At 74.9% G+C, this 19,400-nt stretch carries 6 protein-coding genes; 3 read left to right on the top strand and 3 right to left on the bottom strand.

Translation table 11 applies throughout. The annotated features are described in order from the left end of the window. Window positions 1–18 precede the first annotated feature (18 nt). Entirely contained in the window at window positions 19–13,038 is a 13,020-nt protein-coding gene (locus tag EES43_RS03425) for a non-ribosomal peptide synthetase/type I polyketide synthase (RefSeq protein ID WP_124271772.1), read from the bottom strand. Window positions 13,039–13,489: 451 nt separating this feature from the next. Next, on the bottom strand, window positions 13,490–14,773 hold the full coding sequence (locus tag EES43_RS03420; RefSeq protein ID WP_124267290.1) for a glycoside hydrolase family 18 protein: 1,284 nt from the start codon (window positions 14,771–14,773) through the stop codon (window positions 13,490–13,492). A 377-nt stretch (window positions 14,774–15,150) separates the two neighbouring features. On the opposite strand from EES43_RS03420, the gene EES43_RS03415 reads away from it, so the two are divergent. After that, complete coding sequence (locus EES43_RS03415) at window positions 15,151–16,323, top strand: acyl-CoA dehydrogenase family protein (RefSeq protein ID WP_124267289.1); 1,173 nt, start codon at window positions 15,151–15,153, stop codon at window positions 16,321–16,323. Window positions 16,324–16,408: 85 nt separating this feature from the next. Here the strand turns inward: EES43_RS03415 and EES43_RS03410 are convergent, their stop codons facing one another. Continuing rightward, window positions 16,409–16,804, bottom strand: a complete 396-nt coding sequence (locus EES43_RS03410; protein ID WP_124267288.1) for a hypothetical protein — start codon at window positions 16,802–16,804, stop codon at window positions 16,409–16,411. A gap of 201 nt (window positions 16,805–17,005) precedes the next feature. On the opposite strand from EES43_RS03410, the gene EES43_RS03405 reads away from it, so the two are divergent. Together EES43_RS03405 and EES43_RS03400 are read left to right on the top strand one after the other, a co-directional pair. Beyond that, the gene (locus EES43_RS03405) at window positions 17,006–17,446 is read left to right on the top strand and encodes an Lrp/AsnC family transcriptional regulator (protein ID WP_124267287.1); all 441 of its coding nucleotides are present in this window, start codon (window positions 17,006–17,008) and stop codon (window positions 17,444–17,446) included. An 89-nt stretch (window positions 17,447–17,535) separates the two neighbouring features. Continuing rightward, window positions 17,536–19,182 (top strand): amidohydrolase, encoded by a 1,647-nt coding sequence (locus tag EES43_RS03400; protein ID WP_124267286.1) that lies wholly within the window; start codon window positions 17,536–17,538, stop codon window positions 19,180–19,182. Window positions 19,183–19,400 lie beyond the last annotated feature (218 nt).

Here is a 19,400-nt window from a genome sequence, read left to right as displayed (position 1 = left end):
AGGGCCGGGGTTGCGGAGTCAGCCGCGGCGGCTGAAGCGGCTGAACCCCCTGAGCGCGTCCGTGTCGACGACGTGGCCGAGCAGGTGCAGCGGCGCGGCGCGGGTGCCGGTCGCCTCCGCAGCCGCCCAGTGGGCCAGCCCTGTCGGCCCGTCGACCGGGCCGCGTACCGCGGGCGCGCCCGCACCGGCCGCGTGCAGCAGGGATTCCAGCCGGCAGGATGCGATCGTGCCGGGAAGCCACGGCTGGGCGAGGTGTCCGGCCGCCGCGGCGGCGGGCAGGCCGTCGGCGGCCCGGCGTTCGCCCGCGCCGGCGTCGAGGAGTCCGCCGCCGACGACGAGCACGTCACGCTTCTCCCGCATCCGTTCGATCGCACGCCCCGTGTCGAAGCAGTGCGGGAAGGAGTCGTCGACCACGGTGGTCCCCGGCCGCAGGCGGTCGATGTCGAGCAGAGCGCCGCCGCCGCTGACCGCGGTGACGATCAGGTCCGCGCCGTACACCTCCGGCGGAAGACCGCCGGCGGACTCCACCGCCTCCACCGGGCCGACCGCCACACGTTCGCGCAGGCTCACCGTCAGCTCCTTCAGACGCGGGCCGCTGCCCGGGACGTCGCAGAGCAGCAGACGGGCCGGCGGGCGCGCGGCCCTGCTCAGCAGCAGTTCCAGCGACGAGGAGCCGATCGAGCCGAGCCCCACGAACGCGACCGTGAGGTCGCCCAGATCCTGACCGGCGGCGGCCAGCGCGGCGTGCACGGTCTTGACGACCGACACCACCGTCGTCCCGTGGCCGGTCGTGACGGTCACCGCCGGCGCTTCGCCGCCGAGGGCGCGGGCGACATCGAAGCCGTAGCCGGTCAGGGACGGGATCATGCCGGCGAGCGACACGGACCGCGCGCCGAGGGACGAAGCGAGTTCCACGCCCCGCACGGTGTGCCCGAGCAGGGACTCACCCGCCGCGAGCTCGTCCGCGAAGAGCGGGACTCCGACGAAACCGGAGCGGCCGAGCGGGGTGCTCAGCGTTTCGAGGAGCCTCGGCCGGCCGTCGGGGAAGAGGAGGCTCCGCAGCTCCTCGCGGGGCAGCGCCGTGGCGGGCACACCGGCCAGGCGGGCCAGGTGGGCCGGGGACGGCAGATATCCGACGAGCGCCGCGTCCACCTCTCCCGCCCGCCGTGCGGCGGACTCCTGCTCCAAGGCGCCCGGCGCCAGGGTGAGTCGGTCCTCCGCCGGGCGAGCGGTCGCCTCCGCCAGGCCGTCGCGCACCGCGTCCGCGAGGTCGGCCAGCTCCCGCGCCGAGAGCGCCCCGGCCGAGGCCCGCACGGTGACCCGCAGGCGGCCCGCGTCCAGGCGCGCGGCCAGGAACACGTCCGTACCGATCGCAGGCGGCGTGAACTCGCTGTCGGCGTCGTCGTCCCGCGTCACGGTCAGCGTCTGTCCGCTCTCCGGCCCCAGCGCGGAGAAGTCCAGGAACGTGAAGAAGAACTGCGAGGTCAGCGGCAGGCCGCTGGGAAGACTCGGCACCGCGCCGTCGTGCGTACGCGCCGCGACGGCCTCGGCGGCCATCCGCCGCAGGTCGTCACCGAAGTCCGCGCCGGCGGGGCGGCCGGAGCCCGGACCGGCCGGCCGTACGGGCACGGCCGTGGCGAACGGGCCGAAGACCCGGTTCACGTCCGGCAGCGGATGGTCCCGGCCGCTCACGGCGAGCCCCAGGACCAGATCCGCCCGACCCGTCCTCGCCGCCAGCGCCCGGTAGTAGGCGGTGAGCAGCGGCGCGTACAGCGTGGCCCCGGCATCGGACGCCAGCCGCCGCAGCGCGTCCACCTGTCCGGTCCCGACGTCGAACCCGCGGGAGTGGAAGGGCGCGTGGCGTACGCCGGTCCGCATCCGGTCGTCCGAGGAGACCGCGTCACCGGTCCGCGCCACGCCGTCCGTGCCCTCGGCCCGCAGTTCAGGGCGGTGGTAGGGGGCGCTGAGCCAAGCCCACCGGGCCGCCGCCTCCTGGCCCTCGGGGCCGTCCGTGCCCTCCGTGCCGTCCGTGCCCTCCGTACCGTCCGTGCCCTCCGTACCGTCCGTGCCCTCCGTGCCGATCGGACCCTCCGTGCCGTCCGCGTTCTCCGCGCGCCCCGCGAGATGTACGGCGTAGTCGCGGAACGTACTGCGCGGCACGGGAAGTTCGGCACGTTCGGAGCGGGTCGCCGCGTCGTACACGGCCATCAGCTCCCGCACCAGGAGGGCGGCGCTGTAGCCGTCGCCGATGATGTGGTGGGCGTGCACCACCAGGACGTGCTCGTCCGGCGCGATCGTCAGGAGGCGCAGCCGCAGCAGCGGCCAGGCCCAGAGTTCGAAGCGGCGCGCCCGCTCGGCGGTGATCCGCTCCTCCACCTGGTGCGGCCCGGCGAGCGTCTCGAAGTCGACCGGCAGGCGCAGCGAGGCCGGAAGCTCCTGCTGGACGGCCGGGCGGGCCCCGGCTGGAAAGACCGTACGCAGCATGGCGTGCCGGGCGACGAGCGTGTCGACCGCGGCCTGGAAGCGGCCGGGGTCCAGCGGTCCGCGCAGGCGCAGCCGTGTCAGCCAGGACGAACCCGCGCCCGGTGCGATCGCCTCGGCGAGGAGGAAGCCGCGCTGGCCGGGGGTGAGCGGGTAGGGCGTCGGGCCGGGGTGGTGCTCGCCGCCGCCCGTCGTCGGCGCGCCGCTCGTGGTCGCCGCTGCCCGCGCGGGCGTGTCCGCGTTCGCGACCTCGGTACGGGCCGCCGCGTCCACCTCGGCGGCGAGGGCCGCGAGCGTGCGGTGACGGTAGACGACGGTCGGCCGGGGCAGCGGGCCGCCCCGCTCAGCCAGCCGGGCGAACACCTCCAGCACGAGCAGCGAGTCGCCGCCCAGGGCGAAGAAGTCGTCCTCGCGGCAGACCTCGCCGACCTGGAGCAGCGCCGACCAGATACCGGCCAGCCGCACCTCGGTCGCGGTCCTCGGCGGCGTCCGGCGGGAGGTGCGGTCCGGGACGCCGTTTCCGTTCGCAGCGTCGGCCGAAGCGACAGCGGCGGCGGTAGCCGTACCCGTGTCCGTGTCCGTGTCCGTAGCCGTAGCCGTAGCCGTAGGCGTCGCCGTCGTCGCGAGCAGGCGTTGGCGGTCGACCTTGCCCGTCCCCGTGAGCGGCAGTTCGTCGACACGGGTGATGCGGGCCGGAAGCATGTACGGCGGCAGGGTCCGCGCCAGGTGCACCCGCAGCGCGACGGCGTCGGCCGCCTTCGTCCCCGGCCTGGCCGTGACGAACGCGACGAGTCGGCCGTCCCGTACCAGCACGACGGCCCGCGCGATGTCCGGATGCGTCTGGAGGACCGCCTCGACCTCGCCCGGCTCGACCCGGTGGCCGCGCACCTTCACCTGGTCGTCCAGCCGCCCGAGGAATTCCAGCGTGCCGTCCGCCGCCGACCGGACCAGGTCGCCGCTGCGGTACCAGCGCCGCCCTGCCTGCCGGGTGAACGCGGCTTCGGTGAGCGCCGGTTCGCCCAGATAACCGGCGGTCAGTCCCACTCCCGCGATGAGCAGTTCACCCGCCTCGCCCGGCTTCCGAGGTTCACCGTCCGGGCCGGCCACCCGCACCTCGGCGCCGGCGACCGGCCGGCCGATCGGCAGGCGGTGCACGTGGTCGCCGGGCCGGGCGTCGATGATGTGGCAGGTGGCGTTGATGGTCGACTCGGTCGGCCCGTACAGGTTCGCGACGCGCTGACCGCCGCCGAACAGGTCGTACCAGCGGCGGACATGCGTCGGCGGGAGGGCTTCGCCGCCGACGTGGATCCACCGCAGGGCCGAGAGGTCCGGTCGTGGAAGGCCGCGCCGTACCCGTTCCTCGGCCGCCGTCAGCAACTGCTCCCAGAGGGTGGGGACGGAGCTCCACACCGTGATCCGGGTGCGCTCCACGTGCGTCAGCAGCAGGTCGGGATCGCGGACCAGACCCCGGGGGACCGCCACCACCGTCGCCCCGACGAGCAGCGGGGCCAGCAGTTGCCGGACCGACGCGTCGAAGCAGATCGACGCCGTCTGTGCCAGGCGGTCGTCCCGGTCGTACCCGAAGGTGCGGACGGCCCAGTCGAGGTAGTTCTCCATCGACCGGTAGGTGATCGGCACGGCCTTGGGCCGGCCCGTGGAGCCGGAGGTGAAGATCACGTACGCCGTGGTGTCGGCGTCGACGCGCCCGTTCGGTGCGGCCGGGGCGGCGGGTGACGCCTCGTCGAGCGGTACCAGCACCACGCCGTCAAGAGCGTCGGCCGCCGCGCGGGTGGCCGCGTGGCAGACCACCGTACGGACGCCGGACCGTGCGATCTGGTCCGCCAGACGGGCCGTCGGGTGGTCGGCGTCCAGCGGGACCCAGCCGGCGCCCGCCCGCATCACGGCGACGACCGCTGTCACGGTGTCGGCGCCCGGCGCGGTGAGCAGCGCGACCAGGCTTCCGGGACGGACGCCGCGACCGACGAGCCGGTCGGCGAGCGCGCGTGAGGCCCGGTCGAGCTGCGCGTACGTCAACGTCGAGGCGCCGGTGTCGACGGCGACCGCGTCCGGGACCGTACGGAACCGGGCGAGGAGCCGGTCCACGATCGTGGCGGATCCGGTGTCCCGGCGAGACACCGGGACCGCCTCGGACCCCGGGGCCGGTGCGGTCCGCGCGATCCGTGCGGTCTGCACGGTCCGTGTGGCCTGCGTGGACTGCTGGGACTGCGTGGACTGCTGGGACTGCGCGGTCCGCCGCCCGGCGAGCGCGATCAGCTCGGCCTCGAAGTCGCGGGCCAGCCGCGCCACCGTGGCCGGGGCGAACAGCCGTACGGGGAAGTTCCAGGAGAAGCGCAGCGTCGTCCCGTCCTCCCAGCACAGCAGGCTCAGCCGGGTCGCCGCAGTGGCGGTTCCGGCCGCCGTGGCCCGTACGGTCACCGGGCACCGCGCGTCGCGGGCGGCCGGGAAGCGGGCGAAGCTGAAGCCCGCCGGGCTCACCGTGCGCGGCCCGTCGCCCCCGGGCAGGAGCCGTACCAGGTCGAGGCCGGCGGGTGTGGCGTGGCGCTCGGTCTCCAGCCAGATGTCCCGCAACCGCTCCGCCAGCGCCGGAGCCGGCTCGTCCGGATCGGCCGAGCACAGCAGGGGCAGCGTGTCCGCGAGCGGGCCGACGAGCCGGTCCAGGCCGGGCAGGCGGGTCTCGCGCCGGGCGCGGGCGATGTTCACCGCGATCTCGCGCTGCCCGCTCCACCGCGCCAGGCAGCGCACGTGGACGGCGAGCACGAGATGGAACAGGCTCACGCCGTGTGCGGCGGCCAGCTCGCGCAGCGCGGCGGCCGGCTCCGGTGCGAGCGCGCTCGGATGGGTGAGAAGCGGAGCTGACGGAGCGTCGGCCGGATCGCCGTCGTAGGGCAACCGCAGGACTTCGTGCCGGGAGGCCAGCCGCTCGGCCCAGTGGCGCTCGTCGGCGGCGAAGGCGGCGGACGAACGCTCCTCGGCGGCCACGGCCGTGTACCGCGCGAAGTCGGCGCCGGGCGCGGGCAGGGAGGGCTCGCGGTCCAGGGCGAGGTCGGTGTAGAGCGACCAGAGTTCCGAGCCCAGGACGTTGAGGCTGTATCCGTCACCGGCCGCGTGGTGCAGCACGAGCACCAGATGGGCCAGGTCGGGGTTCTCCCGCGCCAGTACCGCCCGCAGCGGCGGCTCGGCGGAGAGGTCGAAGGGCCGGTTGGCCAGCTCGGTTTCCAGCTTCTCGACGCCCTCCGGGCACGCGCGGACCTCGTACCAGTCGGACAGGGGCGCTGACGGAGCGACGTACTGGACCGGGACCGTCCTGCCGTCCTCGGCCGGAGCTGTGGTGATGCGGAGGCGCACCATGGGGTGCCGTTCCGCGAGCGCGGCGAGCGCCCGCGCCAGCAGACCTTCGTCCAACGGGCCGCTGACGCTCTGGCGTACGTAACCGCGCGCCGGTATGTCCGGGTGGAGGCGGCCCCCGGCGTGGAAGGCCAGTTGCAGCGGGGTGAGCGCGAACGGCGTGCCGTCCGCGACGACCGCGCCCGTGCCCGTGCCCGTGCCCGTGCTCGCGCCGGTGTTCGTGCCCGCGCCCGCGCCGGTGCTCGCCCCGGTGTTCGTGCCCGCGCCCGTGCTCGCCCCGGTGTTCCTGCCCGTACTGAGCGACGCGTCCAGGTGTGCCGCCAGTTCGCGTACGGTCCGGTACTCGAAGAAGAGGGTGGCGGGCAGCGAGGCGTCCAGCTCGTGTTCGAGCTGTTTGACGAGGTCGACGGCGGCGAGTGAGTCCAGCCCCAGGGACAGGAACGGCTCGTCCTCGCTGACGTCCGCGGCGGTCGGCAGGCGCAGCGCAGCGGCGATCAGACGCCGCAGCAGCGGGGCGTGGCCCGGTCCGGCCGAGGCCGGTCTCGTGGCCTCGATTCCGGAAGGCGTTCGGTCCGTTACGGGTACGGGGGCCTCGACGACCGCCGAGGTTCCGGCCGGATCGGGAACGGCCCCGACCGACGTCACCGGCGAGGGCGGCGGCGTCAGGTCGGCGATCATCAGGTGGGCCGCGTCGATTCCGGACGCCGTACGCAGCGCCGCCAGCGCGTCGGCGGTCGTCAGGGGCCGGCTCCCCGCACGCGACGCGGCGGAGGAGGCGGAGACGGAAACCGGTGCCGAATACGTCCGCGCACCGCTTCCCCTTCCCCTTCCCGTCCCCGTCCCCGGCCCCGAGTCCGTACGCAGTCCGGCCGCCAGCCCGGTTCCGGCGACCGCGGCGAGGTTCACGGACTGCCAGGGCCTGCCGGCCCGGCGCTCCGAGGCGGCGAAGGCGTCCAGGAAGGCGTTCGCCGCCGCGTAGTCGCCCAGCGCGCCCGCCAGGCCGGGCAGGACGGCGGAGACCGAGGAGAACGCCACGCACACGTCCGGGCTCAGCCCGTGTCGCCGCAGGGCCAGGGAGAGCAGCAGACTGCCGCGCGTCTTGGCGGCGAGGACCCGCGTCATCTCCTCGGCGGTCTTGTTCCGCAGGGTTCCCGGACGTACCACCCCGGCCGCGTGGAAGACCGCGTCCAGGCCGGGCAGTCCGGCGAGCAGAGCGTCGACGTCCTGTTCCACCGATACGTCGGCCGCGCGGTAGTCGACCGTGGCGCCGAGCGCGGTCAGCTCCTCGATCAGCCCGGCGGGCGGTCGGGGTGATCGCCCGGCGAGGACGAGCGTCGGGCGGCCGAGCGTGGCGAGTTCCCGGGCGAGCGCGGCCCCGATCCCGCCCCCGCCTCCGGTGATGAGGAAGCTGCCGTCCGGTGGCAGCGGGGACGGCGTCGTGCCGGTGAGCGGGGTGAGGGCATGCGGCGCACCGGCATGCGGTGTGCCCGTGAGCGGTGTGACGGCGAGTGGTGTGACGGCGAGGGGTGTGACGGTCCGCAGCAGGCGGCGTCCCGCCCGCCAGGCGACGGCGGTCACGGGCTCGGCGGTCCGGTCGACCCGCAGTCCTGCCGGCAGTTCCTCGCGCAGTTCGAAGAGCACGGCCGTCAGCCGGTCCGCCGCCGTGTCCGCCGAACAGAGGTCGAGTGAGGTCGCCGCCAGGCCCGGCGTCTCCTGCGACAGGGCCATGAGGAGTCCGTGCAGGACGGCGTGGACCGGGCGCGGCCGTTCCGTCGCCGCACCCGTGACGTGGACGTCCTCGGTCAGCACCAGCAGCCGGTGCGCGCCGCTGTCGTCGAGCAGCGCGAGCGCCGTCCGGAAGGCCGACAGCGCGGCGTCCTGCGCCCGGTCGAGGGCGTCCGCGTCCGTGAGGGCGGGAGCCGGCCCGGCCACCAGGACCACGGCGTCGGGCGGAGTGCCGTCCTTCGGTCGCAGGCGGACGCCCTCGGCCGTGAGTTGTTCGCCGAGCGAGTCGACGGCTGCGGCGTCGGGCCCTGTCAGGAGCACCGAGCCGACTCCGGCGCAAGTCGGGGGCGTGCCGGACTCCTGCCAGCCGACCCGGTGGAGCAGCGGGCGGGACGGCGGCAGCGGCCAGTACCGGCTGCGCTGGAAGGGGTAGGGCGGCAGCGGAACATGGCGGCGACCGGCATCGAGCACCGTACGGTCCAGCGGTGTCCCGAGAGTCCAGAGGCGGCCGAGGGTGGCCAGCAGCTCCCCGCGCCCCTCACCGCCCGGCCGCCGCGCTCCGCCGGCCGTGCCGTGGTCCGGCAGGGCGGGCACCACCGTCACGCGGGCGGCGGCCTCCTCGGCACCGCCCCGGCCGTCCGCCGCCCTGCCGTCCGCAGGTTCGAAGTGGTCCGTCGTGTCGTCCGACGGGCCGAAGCGGTCCGTCCTGTCGTCCGGGGGCCCCGAGCGGTCCGGCGCACCGCGCCGGGCCGCCGCGCGCACCGCCCCGGCCAGACTCGCGCCGCGCCCGACCTCGACGAACGTGTCGTACCCCTCCCGGATCAGCCGCTCCACCGCCGCGCCGAACAGCACCGGCCGCAGGGCGTGGTCCCGCAGGTACTCCGGGTCCAGCACCGGCTGCCACTCGGCGGTCACCGTGCTCAGCAGCGGAAGGACCCCGGCGCGCGGGGCGAGGCCACGGGCCGCGTCGGAGAGGGGATCGGCGATCGGCCCCATGAGCGGCGAGTGGAAGGCCCGGGAGACCCGCAGCCGGCGTACGGCGACGCCCCGCGCGTCCAAGGCACGGGCCGCCTCCTCGACGGCCGCCACCGCACCCGACAGGACGAGCAGGCCCGGACCGTTGTACGCGGCCACGGCCAGTGCGCCGCCCGCGGCGGCCACCAAGGCCGCCGCCTCTTCGTCGCCGCCGCGTACCGCGAGCATCGCGCCGGGCTCCGTGAACGCTCCCATGAGACGACCGCGTTCGGCTGCGAAGCGCATGGCCTCCGACAGGCTCAGCATCCCCGCCGCGCAAGCGGCGGCGATCTCGCCGACGCTGTGCCCGGCGACCGCGTCGGGCTCCACGCCCCAGCTCCGCATCTGACGGGCGAGGGCCACACCGGTCGCGACGAGCAGCGGCTGCGCCACCTCCGTCGTCAACGCCCGGCGCTCCGGTTCCGCGTCCGGTTCCGCGTCCGGTCCGGCTTCCGTTTCCGACTCCGAGGCCGGCTCCGGGGTTGGGTCCGGGTCCAGACACCAGTCCAGCAGGCTCCGGCCGTGCAGCGGGCCGACGAGCGCGGACGCCTCGTCCAGGGTTTCGCGGAACATCGGCGCCGTGCGGTACAGACCGCCTTCGCGGCCGAGGCGCGGGGTCCCCTGTCCCGGGAACAGCAGGACCACCCGCGGCCGGGAACGGACCTCGCCCGGCGTGAACGCACCGGACCGACCCGGTCCGCCGGACATTCCGTACGGCTGCGGCTGCGGCTGCGACGGCTGCGGCGCAGCGGCCGTGAGCGCCGCCAGCCGCTCCCGTAGATCGCCGTCGGCGACGACGGCCAGCCGGTACGGGCCGTCGTCCCGGGACGTGCTCGCGGTCCGGCAGACGTCGCCCTCGCTCAGTGGCGGACGACTCCGCAGGCGGTCCGCGAGGTTCGCGGCGGCCACCCGCAGCCCCGCCGCGCTGCGGGCCGACAGCGTCAGCAGGTGGGGGCCGGCGTCGTCGCGCGGGGCGGTGGATGACGGGGGCGGGGCCTGTTCGAGGATGGCATGGGCGTTGGTGCCGCCGAATCCGAAGGCGTTGATCCCGGCTACGAGAGGTCCGGACGACGTCCACTCGCGCGTCTCGGTCACCACGGAGAAGCCGACCGGGCCGAGGGCCGGGGAGGCCGGCAGATGGTGCAGCGAGGCGGGCAGCCTGCGGTGGCCCAGCGCCAGGACGACCTTGACCAGTGCAGGCAGGGCCGCCGCGTTCAGCAGGTGGCCGAAGTTGGTCTTCACCGAACCGAGCAGGCGCGGCTCTCCGCCCGACGGCACGGGGAACGCGTGGGCCAGGGACCGCAGTTCGATCGGGTCGCCGACGGGGGTGCCCGTCCCGTGCGCCTCCACATAGCTCACGGAGGCCGGGTCGACCCCGGACTCCTCGTACGCCCGGGTGATGACCTCGCGCTGGCGCAGCGGGTTGGGCGCCATGAGGCTGAGCGACCTGCCGTCGTTGTTGACGGCCGTTCCCCGGACCACCGCGAGTACGGGATCGTCGGCGAGCCGGGCCGCGTCGAGACGCGTCAGCACCAGGGCCGCACCGCCCTCGCCGGGGACGAAACCGTCGGCCGCGCCGCTGAAGGCGCGGCTGCGCCCGGTCGGGGACAGGGCCTGCGCCGCTTCCAGGAGGCGGTGGCCGGTGGAGGTGAGGTGGAGGTTGACTCCGCCCACCACGGCGAGGTCGCACTCTCCGTCCAGGAGACTGCGCCGGGCCAGATGCAGCGCCACGAGGCCCGAGGAGCAGGCGGTGTCGACCGCCAGCGCGGGGCCGTCGAGATCGAGGCACTGCGCTACGCGGGCGGCGACCAGGTTGGGCAGGTTTCCGGTGAGCGCGGCGGCGGAGAGCGGCGCACCGGCCTCCGCCGCCCGGTCCAGAACCTCCCGGTAGCCGCTCTCCCCGACGGCGGCGAAGACGCCGATCCGGCGGTCGCGTCGGCGCGGGCCCGCGTAGCCCGCGCGTTCCAGGGCCTCGTGGGCGAGTTCGAGGAAGAGCCGGGCCTGCGGGTCGAGTGCGCGGGCCTCGTCCCCGCCGATCCCGAAGTACGCGGCGTCGAAAGCGGCCGGATCGTCCAGGAACGCTCCCCAGCGTGCCGTCCCACGCCTGTCCTCCGCCGAGGCCGCAGTTCCCGATCCCGCCCCGGCCCCGGCCCCAGCCCCAGCATCGGCATCGCCCCTGGCATCGGCCGCCGCCCCGGTATCGGCTGCCCCCGACGTCGCCCCCGCCCCCGTCTCAGGTTCCCAGCGCCCGGGAGGCACGGGCGTGACGGCGTCGTGCCCGTCGACGAGCAGGTCCCAGAAGGCGTCGGGCGTCGCGGCGCCGGGAAAGCGACAGGCCATGCCGATGACGGCGGTCGGCGCCGCGCTCCTCCGGCCGCCCGCCGCCGCGTACGTCGGAGCATCAGGCTCGCCCTGAGCCCGAGACGGTGGCACCGCCTCCGCCTCCGCCTGCGGCAGCGCGGGCCCGGCGGCGCTGAGGAGGTGTTCCGCGAGCGCGGCGACCGTGTCGTGGTCGCGCATCACCGCCGGCGGAAGGGTGGTCGAGAAGACCTCCTCCAGCGCCGCGAGCACCTCCATCGCCTTCAGCGACGTCCCGCCCAGCCCGGCGAACCGGTCGTTCCGTCCGACGGCCTCGCCGGGCAGGTTCAGGACACGGCCCCACACCTCCCGTACGGCCCGTTCCGCGCCCTTGCGTGAACGGGGAGCCCGCGACCCACCTCCGGCCACCGCCGCAGCCGGGACGGCGGGCCCCGGACGAGCGCCGACGGGCCCCTGGGAGGAGAAGGCGGCGGCGGAGACGGCGTTGCCGCCGCCCGGGAGTTCATCCGCCTCGAAACGAGCCCGCAACAGCTGCCGTTGCAGCTTTCCGCTGGTCGTACGGGGGAACGCGCCCGGCGGCAGCGCCAGCACCCGCACGTCGTCGTGGGCCAGGGCCTCGCGGACCCGGACGGCGACCCGGTCCAGAACCTCGCCCGCGTCCTTCGGCGGCCGGGCCCACGGGATCAGGACCACCACGCGTTCCGAACCGGTGACCGGATCGGTGGACCCGAACACCGCCGGAGCGCCGGCGGGCAGCCCCGGCGTGGCCGCCGCCACCTCCTCCGTGTCCGGGGCGTGGAACGTGCGGCCGTTCAGGAACAGCACGTCCTTGTGGCGACCGGTCACGCACAGCCGCCCGTCCCGCAGGAAGCCGAGGTCCCCGGTGCGCAGCCAGCCGTCCGCGAAGGCGTCCGCGCTCGCGTCGGCGAGACCGTGGTAACCGCGGGCGAGCTGCGGACCGCGGACCGCGATGTGCCCGACCCGGCGGTCGCCGAGCGGGCGGCCCGCGTCGTCGACGATCCGCACGATGGTGTCCGCCACCGGGCGGCCGACGTCCATCAGCTCCACCGTGCCGTCGCCCGGCGCGCGGTCCACGGCCCGCCCCCGGCTCAGCGCGGCCCGGTCCAGGGCCAGCGGCTCGGCCACCTCGCCCAACGGCGGGAAGGTCACCGCCAGCGTCGCCTCGGCCAGCCCGTACACCGGCTGGAGGGCCGTCGGGGGCAGGCCCGCCGCCCGCGTCCGGCACGCGAACGCCCGCCACACGGCCGGCGCGATAGGCTCGGCCCCGACCAGCACCAGCCGGACGCTGGAGAGGTCCAGCCCCGCCATCGCCTCGCCGGGGACGCGCCGCACGGCCAGCGCCAGGGCGAAGTTGGCGGCGGAGAGCACGGTCGCCCGGTGCCGGTGCGCCACCTCGAACCACGCCCGGGGCCGCTTGGCGAACGACAGCGGCCCGATCTTCACCTGCTTGGCGCGGGCGGCCAGCGGCGCGAGATGCGTACCGATCAGCCCCATGTCGTGGAAGTACGGCATCCAGCTGACCAGTACGTCGTCCGCGCCCAGCGCCGACGCCGCCCGTATCTGCTCCAGATTGGCCAGCACGCCCGCGTGCGTCACCTCGACGCCCTTCGGCGCGCCCGTACTGCCCGAGGAGAACTGGAGGAAGGCGACCTCCTCGCCCCCCACGCCGACCGGTTCCCAAAGCGCCGGTCCCTCCCGCAGGACGTCCAGGCTCAGCGCCCGCACCTCGTCGGGGAGTTCGGCCAGCAGCGACGCGCAGGCCGCGTCCACCACCACGGGCGGCCGGTCCAGGTGCTCCCACACGGGCAGGAGCCGGCGGGCGTCCGGAGCCAGCGGTACGGGGACGAGCCCGGCCGCCAGCGCGCCCCAGAACATCGGCTGGAAGTCCTCGCTGCGGTCGGCGAGCAGCGGCACGCGGGTGCCCGGCGCGACGCCCGCAGCCCGGAATCCGCCGGCCACGCGCAGCGACGCGGCCAGCAACTCACGGAATGTGACGACCAGTTCTCCGCCGTCGCCGTCGCCGTCGCCGTCGCCGCGGACGTGGACGATGACCTGCTCGGGCGCCTCGGCAGCCGCGTCCAGCAGGAGGTGGGTCAGCGTCATGTCGTCCATCGGCCCGTTCTGCGCGAGTGTGGCGTGCGCACTGATCATTTCTGCCCCCCGTCGGCCGCGCGGCGCACGTCTCCACGCGCGCACCCGTTCTGTGACGACCTGTCAATCGCCGCCGTGCTCCTGCTCGTCGGCCTTCACGACGAGCACGGCCACGCCGGTGACGCGGGCGGCTCTCCGGAACGATCTTAGGAACACGCGGACCGCCGAGAATCCACCGGCGGGAGGAGACGCCCTGAGCCCTGAGTCTGACTCCGCCCGCGACGGCACCCGTGGTCCCGCCCGCGACGGCACCCGTGGTCCCGCCCGCGACGGCAGCTGTGGTCCCCGCCCGCGCGGGCGCCCGCGCTCCGGGCCGCGACGCGAAGGGGCGGAGCGCCCGCCGGCGCCCCGCCCCTGTTCCTTCCGCCGTGTACGGCTCCGCCCGTAGCCGGTCGCCGATCGCCGATGGCGTCTAGCTGATCGCCCTGATCAGCTCGCCGTCGGCGGTGTCGCCGCTCAGCTCCCAGAAGAACGTGCCTCCCAGGCCCTGCTGGTTCTTGTAGGCCATCTTCGTGGCGATGGTCTCCGGGGTGTCGTAGCTCCACCATTCGTCGCCGCAGTGCGCGTACGCCGTTCCGGCCACCTTGCCCGTGGCCGGGCAGCTGGACTTGAGGACCTTGTAGTCCTCCATGCCCGCCTCGTAGGTGCCCGCCGCCGCGCCGGTCGCCGCGCCGCCCGGTGCGGACTGGGTGACGCCGGTCCAGCCGCGGCCGTAGAAGCCGATGCCGAGCAGCAGCTTCTCGGGCGGGACGCCGAGCCCCTTGAGCTTGGAGATCGCCGCGTCGCTGTTGAAGCCCTCCGTCGGGATGCCCGGGTAGGAGGTCAGCGGCGAGTGCGGGGCCGTCGGGCCCGTCGCGGTGAACGCGCCGAAGAAGTCGTACGTCATCGGGTTGTACCAGTCGAGGTACTGGGCCGCTCCGGCGTAGTCCACCGCGTCGATCTTGCCGCCGGCGGAGGCGTCCGCGGTGATCGCCGACGTGATCAGGTTGCCGTTCCCGAACGTCTTGCGCAGCTCCGCCAGCAGTGTGCCGTAGGCGTTCCGACCGCTCGTGTCACAGGTCAGTCCGCAGGCGTTGGGGTACTCCCAGTCGATGTCGATGCCGTCGAAGACATCGGCCCAGCGCGGGTCCTCCACGAGGTCGTAGCAGGACTTCGCGAACGCGGCCGGGTTCCGCGCCGCCTCGCCGAAACCGCCGGACCAGGTCCAGCCGCCGAAGGACCACAGGACCTTGAGATCGGGGTGGAGCTTCTTGAGCTTGCGCAACTGGTTGAAGTTGCCCCGCAGTTCCTGGTCCCAGGTGTCGGCGACCCCGTCGACCGACTGGTCGGCGCTATAGGCCTTCTCGTAGTCGGCGTAGGCGTCGCCGATCGCGCACTTGCCGCCGGTGACGTTGCCGAAGGCGTAGTTGATGTGCGTGAGCCTGTCCGCGGATCCCGACGTCTCGATGTTCTTGACGTGGTAATCGCGGTCGTACGTGCCCCAGTTGGTGAAATATCCGATCACCTTGCCACCGGCCGCCTCGGGGGCCGCCGCGGGGGCGCCCTCGGCGGCCCAGGGAGCGGCGGGCCGCGCGGTGGGGGTCGCGCCGGCCGGTGACGTGCCGGTGACGCCGAGCAGGGCGGCGCCGAGAGCGGCCGTACAGGCGGCTGCGGCGAACGCCCTGAGGCGGGCGCGGGTGCGATGGAGTCCGAGCATGGTTGCTCCTCGTGGGGGAGGGCTGGTGCGTGGGGGATGCGCCGGGCCGGGGCCGGCCCCGGCTTGGCATGAACGCGGTGAGCGCTCGCTGGAACCGTAGGAGGACTAGACCAGTTGGTCAATGGTTGGAACCGGACCGCCGGCGGCCGAACCTCTTTCCCCAGGTCCCCGGCCGTCCGGGGACCTGGTGACGTAAGCCTTCCGATCGGGCATACTCGACCCGCCACAGCCGCTGCCCGACACCTCCCGCGACCCGGGAGGGCAGGATCGGCTGGGCAGTCTGCACATCCCGGGTCCGCGCCGGGAGACCGCTCGGCAGCGCCGCGCACACCCCGCGCGCGCCCGCCGCAACGCCCGACAGGGAGGAGAGCGCCGTCATGTCCGACCGTGCCCCGCAGCCGGTGGAACGCCGTTTGCCCACCGAGGAGTCCCGGCAGCTCGTCGCGCTCGTGCGCGACATCGCGTCCAAGGAGATCGCTCCCCGGGCGGCCGAGGAGGAGGACGCCGGACACTTCCCCCGCGAGGTCTTCACCCTCCTCTCCGAGTCCGGGCTCCTCGCACTGCCCTACGGCTCCGCCCACGGCGGCGGCGACCAGCCCTACGAGGTCTACCTCCAGGTCCTGGAGGAGCTGGCCGCGGCCCGCCTCACCGTCGGCCTCGGCGTCAGCGTCCACTCCCTGGCCTGCCACGCGCTCGCCGGATACGGCACCGAGGAGCAGAAGGCCGCGCACCTTCCGGCGATGCTGACCGGCGGCCTGCTGGGGGCCTACTGCCTCTCCGAGCCCGCCTCCGGCTCCGACGCCGCCTCCCTGCGGACCAAGGCCGTCCGGGACGGCGACGACTGGGTCCTCACCGGCACCAAGGCGTGGATCACGCACGGCGGGGTCGCCGACTTCTGCACCGTGCTGGCCCGTACCGGGGCCGAGGGCCCGCGCGGGATCACGGCCTTCCTGGTCCCCGGCGACGCCGAGGGGCTGAACGCCGCCGTCCCCGAGAAGAAGATGGGCATGAAGGGCTCGCCCACGGCCCAGCTCAACTTCGACGGCGTACGGGTCGGCGACGACCGCCGCATCGGGGACGAGGGCCAGGGCTTCGCGATCGCCCTGTCCGCGCTCGACTCCGGCCGCCTCGGCATCGCCGCCTGCGCCGTCGGCGTCGCCCAGGCCGCGCTGGACGAGGCCGTCGGATACGCCACCGGACGCCGCCAGTTCGGCCGTCCCATCGCGGACTTCCAGGGCCTGCGCTTCATGCTCGCCGACATGGCCACCCAGATCGAGGCCGGCCGCGCGCTCTACCTGGAGGCCGCACGGCTGCGGGACGCGGGCCGGCCCTTCTCACGCCAGGCGGCCATGGCGAAGCTCTTCTGCACGGACGCGGCGATGCGGGTGACGACCGACGCCGTCCAGGTGCTCGGCGGATACGGCTACACGCTCGACTTCCCGGTCGAGCGGCTGATGCGCGAGGCCAAGGTGCTCCAGATCGTCGAAGGCACCAACCAGATCCAGCGCATGGTCATCGCCCGCCACCTCGCGGGTCCCGAAACGCGCTGACCCGCGACGGCCGCGGCGTCCGAGGACACCGGTACGGGCGCGGCCCCGCCGGCGTCCCCGGACGCCGGCGCGGGGTGTGCTCGGCTCAGGCCGCCTCGCGCCGCATCTGCGGCACCCGCAGCGGCCGGGAGCCGGGTCCGCCCGCGTGGGAGAACGGCTGCATCCGCCAGTCGAGCGTCTGGGGCAGCGTCAGCAGCAGTCCGGTCTCCTGCTCCTGGAGCTCCGGCGACGCGTCGGCGGGCCGGGCGTCGGCGGCGTTGCGGCCGGTGCCGGCGCAGACGGTGAGGACGAACGGGTTCCACGGGGAGGGGCACCGGGCGTGCTCCGGAAGGACGTCCTCGTCGGCCGGCAGCGCGATCGGCCGGGCGCAGTCCGGGCAGATCACCCGGACCATTTCGAACATGTCGTAGACGTCGTCGCCGTCGTCGTCCGGATCGACGGGCTCCGGTTCGGTGCGTCCGGTGAGCTTCAGGCTCTGCATGGAAAATCCCCCCTCGGGTGGGCCGACAAGGCGTCTCGGCCTCGGCCACAGCAAGCACTTCCCGTCGCGCGTCGCCCGTAACCTCGGGACCCTCCACTACCCACCCCTCGCTCTGTGGCGTTCGTCACATGAAGCCCTCAGGCGGGGAACCCTGACCCGTTCGACTGTGCCGGGAGGGACCCGGGGCAATAGGTTGACCGCATGGAGGAGCTGGACCGTCAGATTGTTGAGTTGCTCGTCAAGGACGGGCGGATGAGCTACACCGACCTGGGCAAGGCCACGGGCCTGTCCACCTCGGCCGTTCATCAGCGCGTCCGCCGGCTGGAGCAGCGCGGGGTGATCCGCGGCTATGCCGCGGTGGTCGACCCCGAGGCCGTCGGGCTGCCCCTCACCGCGTTCATCTCGGTGAAACCGTTCGACCCCAGCGCGCCCGACGACATCGCGGAGCGGCTTGCCGGGGTGTCCGAGCTGGAGGCGTGCCACAGCGTCGCCGGCGACGAGAACTACATCCTCAAGGTGCGCGTGGCCAGCCCCCTGGAGCTGGAGCACCTGCTCACCCGGATCCGCTCGCTCGCCGGCGTGTCCACCCGGACCACCGTCGTCCTGTCCACCCCGTACGAGGCCCGGCCGCCGCACATCTGACCGGTTGCCGGACGGGCGCGCCGCCGGTCCGGAGGGCTGGGGCGGGGGTCGCGGTCCGGGCGGGCGCGGGCAGGCGCGAGACTGGTCCCATGAGCGAGAGCACCGCCCCCCAGAGCGCCCCCGAACACCGCACCGTGCTGCTGCGCGGAGGCGACGTCCACAGTCCGGCCGACCCGTTCGCCACCGCGATGGTCGTGGAGGCCGGGCGCGTCGCCTGGGTGGGATCGGAAGGGGCGGCCGACGCCTTCGCGGGCGGTGTCGACGAAGTGGTCGACCTCGACGGGGCCCTGGTCACGCCCGCCTTCACCGACGCCCATGTGCACACCACCGCGACCGGCCTGGCCCTGACCGGACTGGATCTCTCGGCGGCCCGTACGCTCCCCGAAGCCCTCGGCCTCGTCCGCGCGTTCGCGGACGGGCACGGCGCCGACGAGGTGCTGCTCGGCCACGGCTGGGACTCCGCCCGCTGGCCCGAGGGCCGCCACCCCTCGCGCGCCGAGCTGGACGTGGCGTCCGGCGGCCGGGCACTATACCTGCCCCGCGTCGACGTCCACTCCGCCGTCGTCACCACGGCCCTGCTGGACCGGGTCCCCGGCGTGACCGCGATGGCCGGATATCACCCTGACGCGCCGCTGACGGGCGCCGCCCACCACGCCGTACGGGCCGCCGCGCACCGCGCTCTGTCGCCACGCCTGCGGGAGGCGGCGCAGCGGGCCGCGCTCGACCACGCCGCCTCCCTCGGCATCGGCTCGGTCCACGAGTGCGGCGGCCCCGAGATCTCCGACGAGGAGGACTTCACCGGGCTCCTCGCACTCGCCGCCGAGCGGCCCGGCCCCCGCGTCCTGGGGCTCTGGGCCGAGGAGATCGGCGACGCGAAGGGAGCCCGGCGCATCCGGGAACTCGGCGCGATCGGGGCCGCCGGCGACCTGTTCGTCGACGGCTCGCTCGGCTCGCACACCGCCTGCCTGCACGCGCCCTACGCCGACGCCGGCCACACCGGGACCGCGCACGTGGACGCGGCCCGGATCGCCGCCCACGTCACCGCCTGCACCGAGGCCGGCCTCCAGGCGGGCTTCCACGCCATCGGCGACGCGGCCGTCACCTCGGTCGTGGAGGGCGTCAGGGCCGCCGCCGACACGCTCGGCCCGGCCAGGATCCGGGCCGCCCGCCACCGTGTGGAACACGCCGAGATGCTGACGCCCGAGACCGTCGCGGCCTTCGCCGAGCTGGGCCTGACCGCATCCGTCCAGCCCGCGTTCGACGCGGCCTGGGGCGGACCCGAGGGCATGTACGCCCAGCGTCTGGGCGCGGAGCGCGCCGCCACCCTGAACCCGTACGCGGCGCTGCTGCGCGCCGGCGTGCCGCTCGCCTTCGGCTCCGACAGCCCGGTCACCCCGCTCGACCCCTGGGGCGCCGTGCGGGCCGCCGCCCACCACCGCACTCCCGAGCACCGCATCTCGGTCCGGGCGGGGTTCACCGCCCACACCCGCGGCGGCTGGCGCGCCGCCGGCCGCGACGACGCCGGGACCCTGGTGCCCGGAGCGCCCGCCGACTACGCCGTCTGGCGGACCGCCGAACTGCTGGTCCAGGCCCCGGACGACCGGGTCGCCCGCTGGTCCACCGACCCGCGCTCCGGCACGCCCGGCCTGCCCGACCTCACGCCCGGGGCCGACCTTCCGGTCTGTCTGCGAACGGTGGTCTCCGGACAAACTGTCTACGTACGGCCGAACGGGTGAGGTCTCGCCGTTCCGTACCGCCGATCGATGGCCGCCACGCCCGTCCGCGACCTGCCCCGCTTCCGCACTGACCAGCGGTTTTGACGCAAAACCGCAGGTCGCGCGGGTGTTGACAGAAAGCGGCGGGAGGCCGGTAGGTTCGGCCGGGTCCACCACAGGACGTCCGACCGGTCGAACCTCCACGCAGTCGTCGAACGCCCGCTGAGTCAGGGGGTGGT

This window comes from Streptomyces sp. ADI96-02 (assembly GCF_003846185.1).
In the GTDB taxonomy this organism is placed as follows: domain Bacteria; phylum Actinomycetota; class Actinomycetes; order Streptomycetales; family Streptomycetaceae; genus Streptomyces.
The sequence above is the reverse complement of the archived record's forward strand: the minus strand, read 5'-3'. Positions and strand labels throughout refer to the sequence as shown.

Excerpts from the sequence above, each read along its gene's own strand:
- EES43_RS03425 (WP_124271772.1), bottom strand. The coding sequence starts at position 13,038 with ATGGACGACATGACGCTGACCCACCTCCTGCTGGACGCGGCTGCCGAG.
- EES43_RS03420 (WP_124267290.1), bottom strand. The coding sequence starts at position 14,773 with ATGCTCGGACTCCATCGCACCCGCGCCCGCCTCAGGGCGTTCGCCGCA.
- EES43_RS03415 (WP_124267289.1), top strand. The coding sequence starts at position 15,151 with ATGTCCGACCGTGCCCCGCAGCCGGTGGAACGCCGTTTGCCCACCGAG.
- EES43_RS03410 (WP_124267288.1), bottom strand. The coding sequence starts at position 16,804 with ATGCAGAGCCTGAAGCTCACCGGACGCACCGAACCGGAGCCCGTCGAT.
- EES43_RS03405 (WP_124267287.1), top strand. The coding sequence starts at position 17,006 with ATGGAGGAGCTGGACCGTCAGATTGTTGAGTTGCTCGTCAAGGACGGG.
- EES43_RS03400 (WP_124267286.1), top strand. The coding sequence starts at position 17,536 with ATGAGCGAGAGCACCGCCCCCCAGAGCGCCCCCGAACACCGCACCGTG.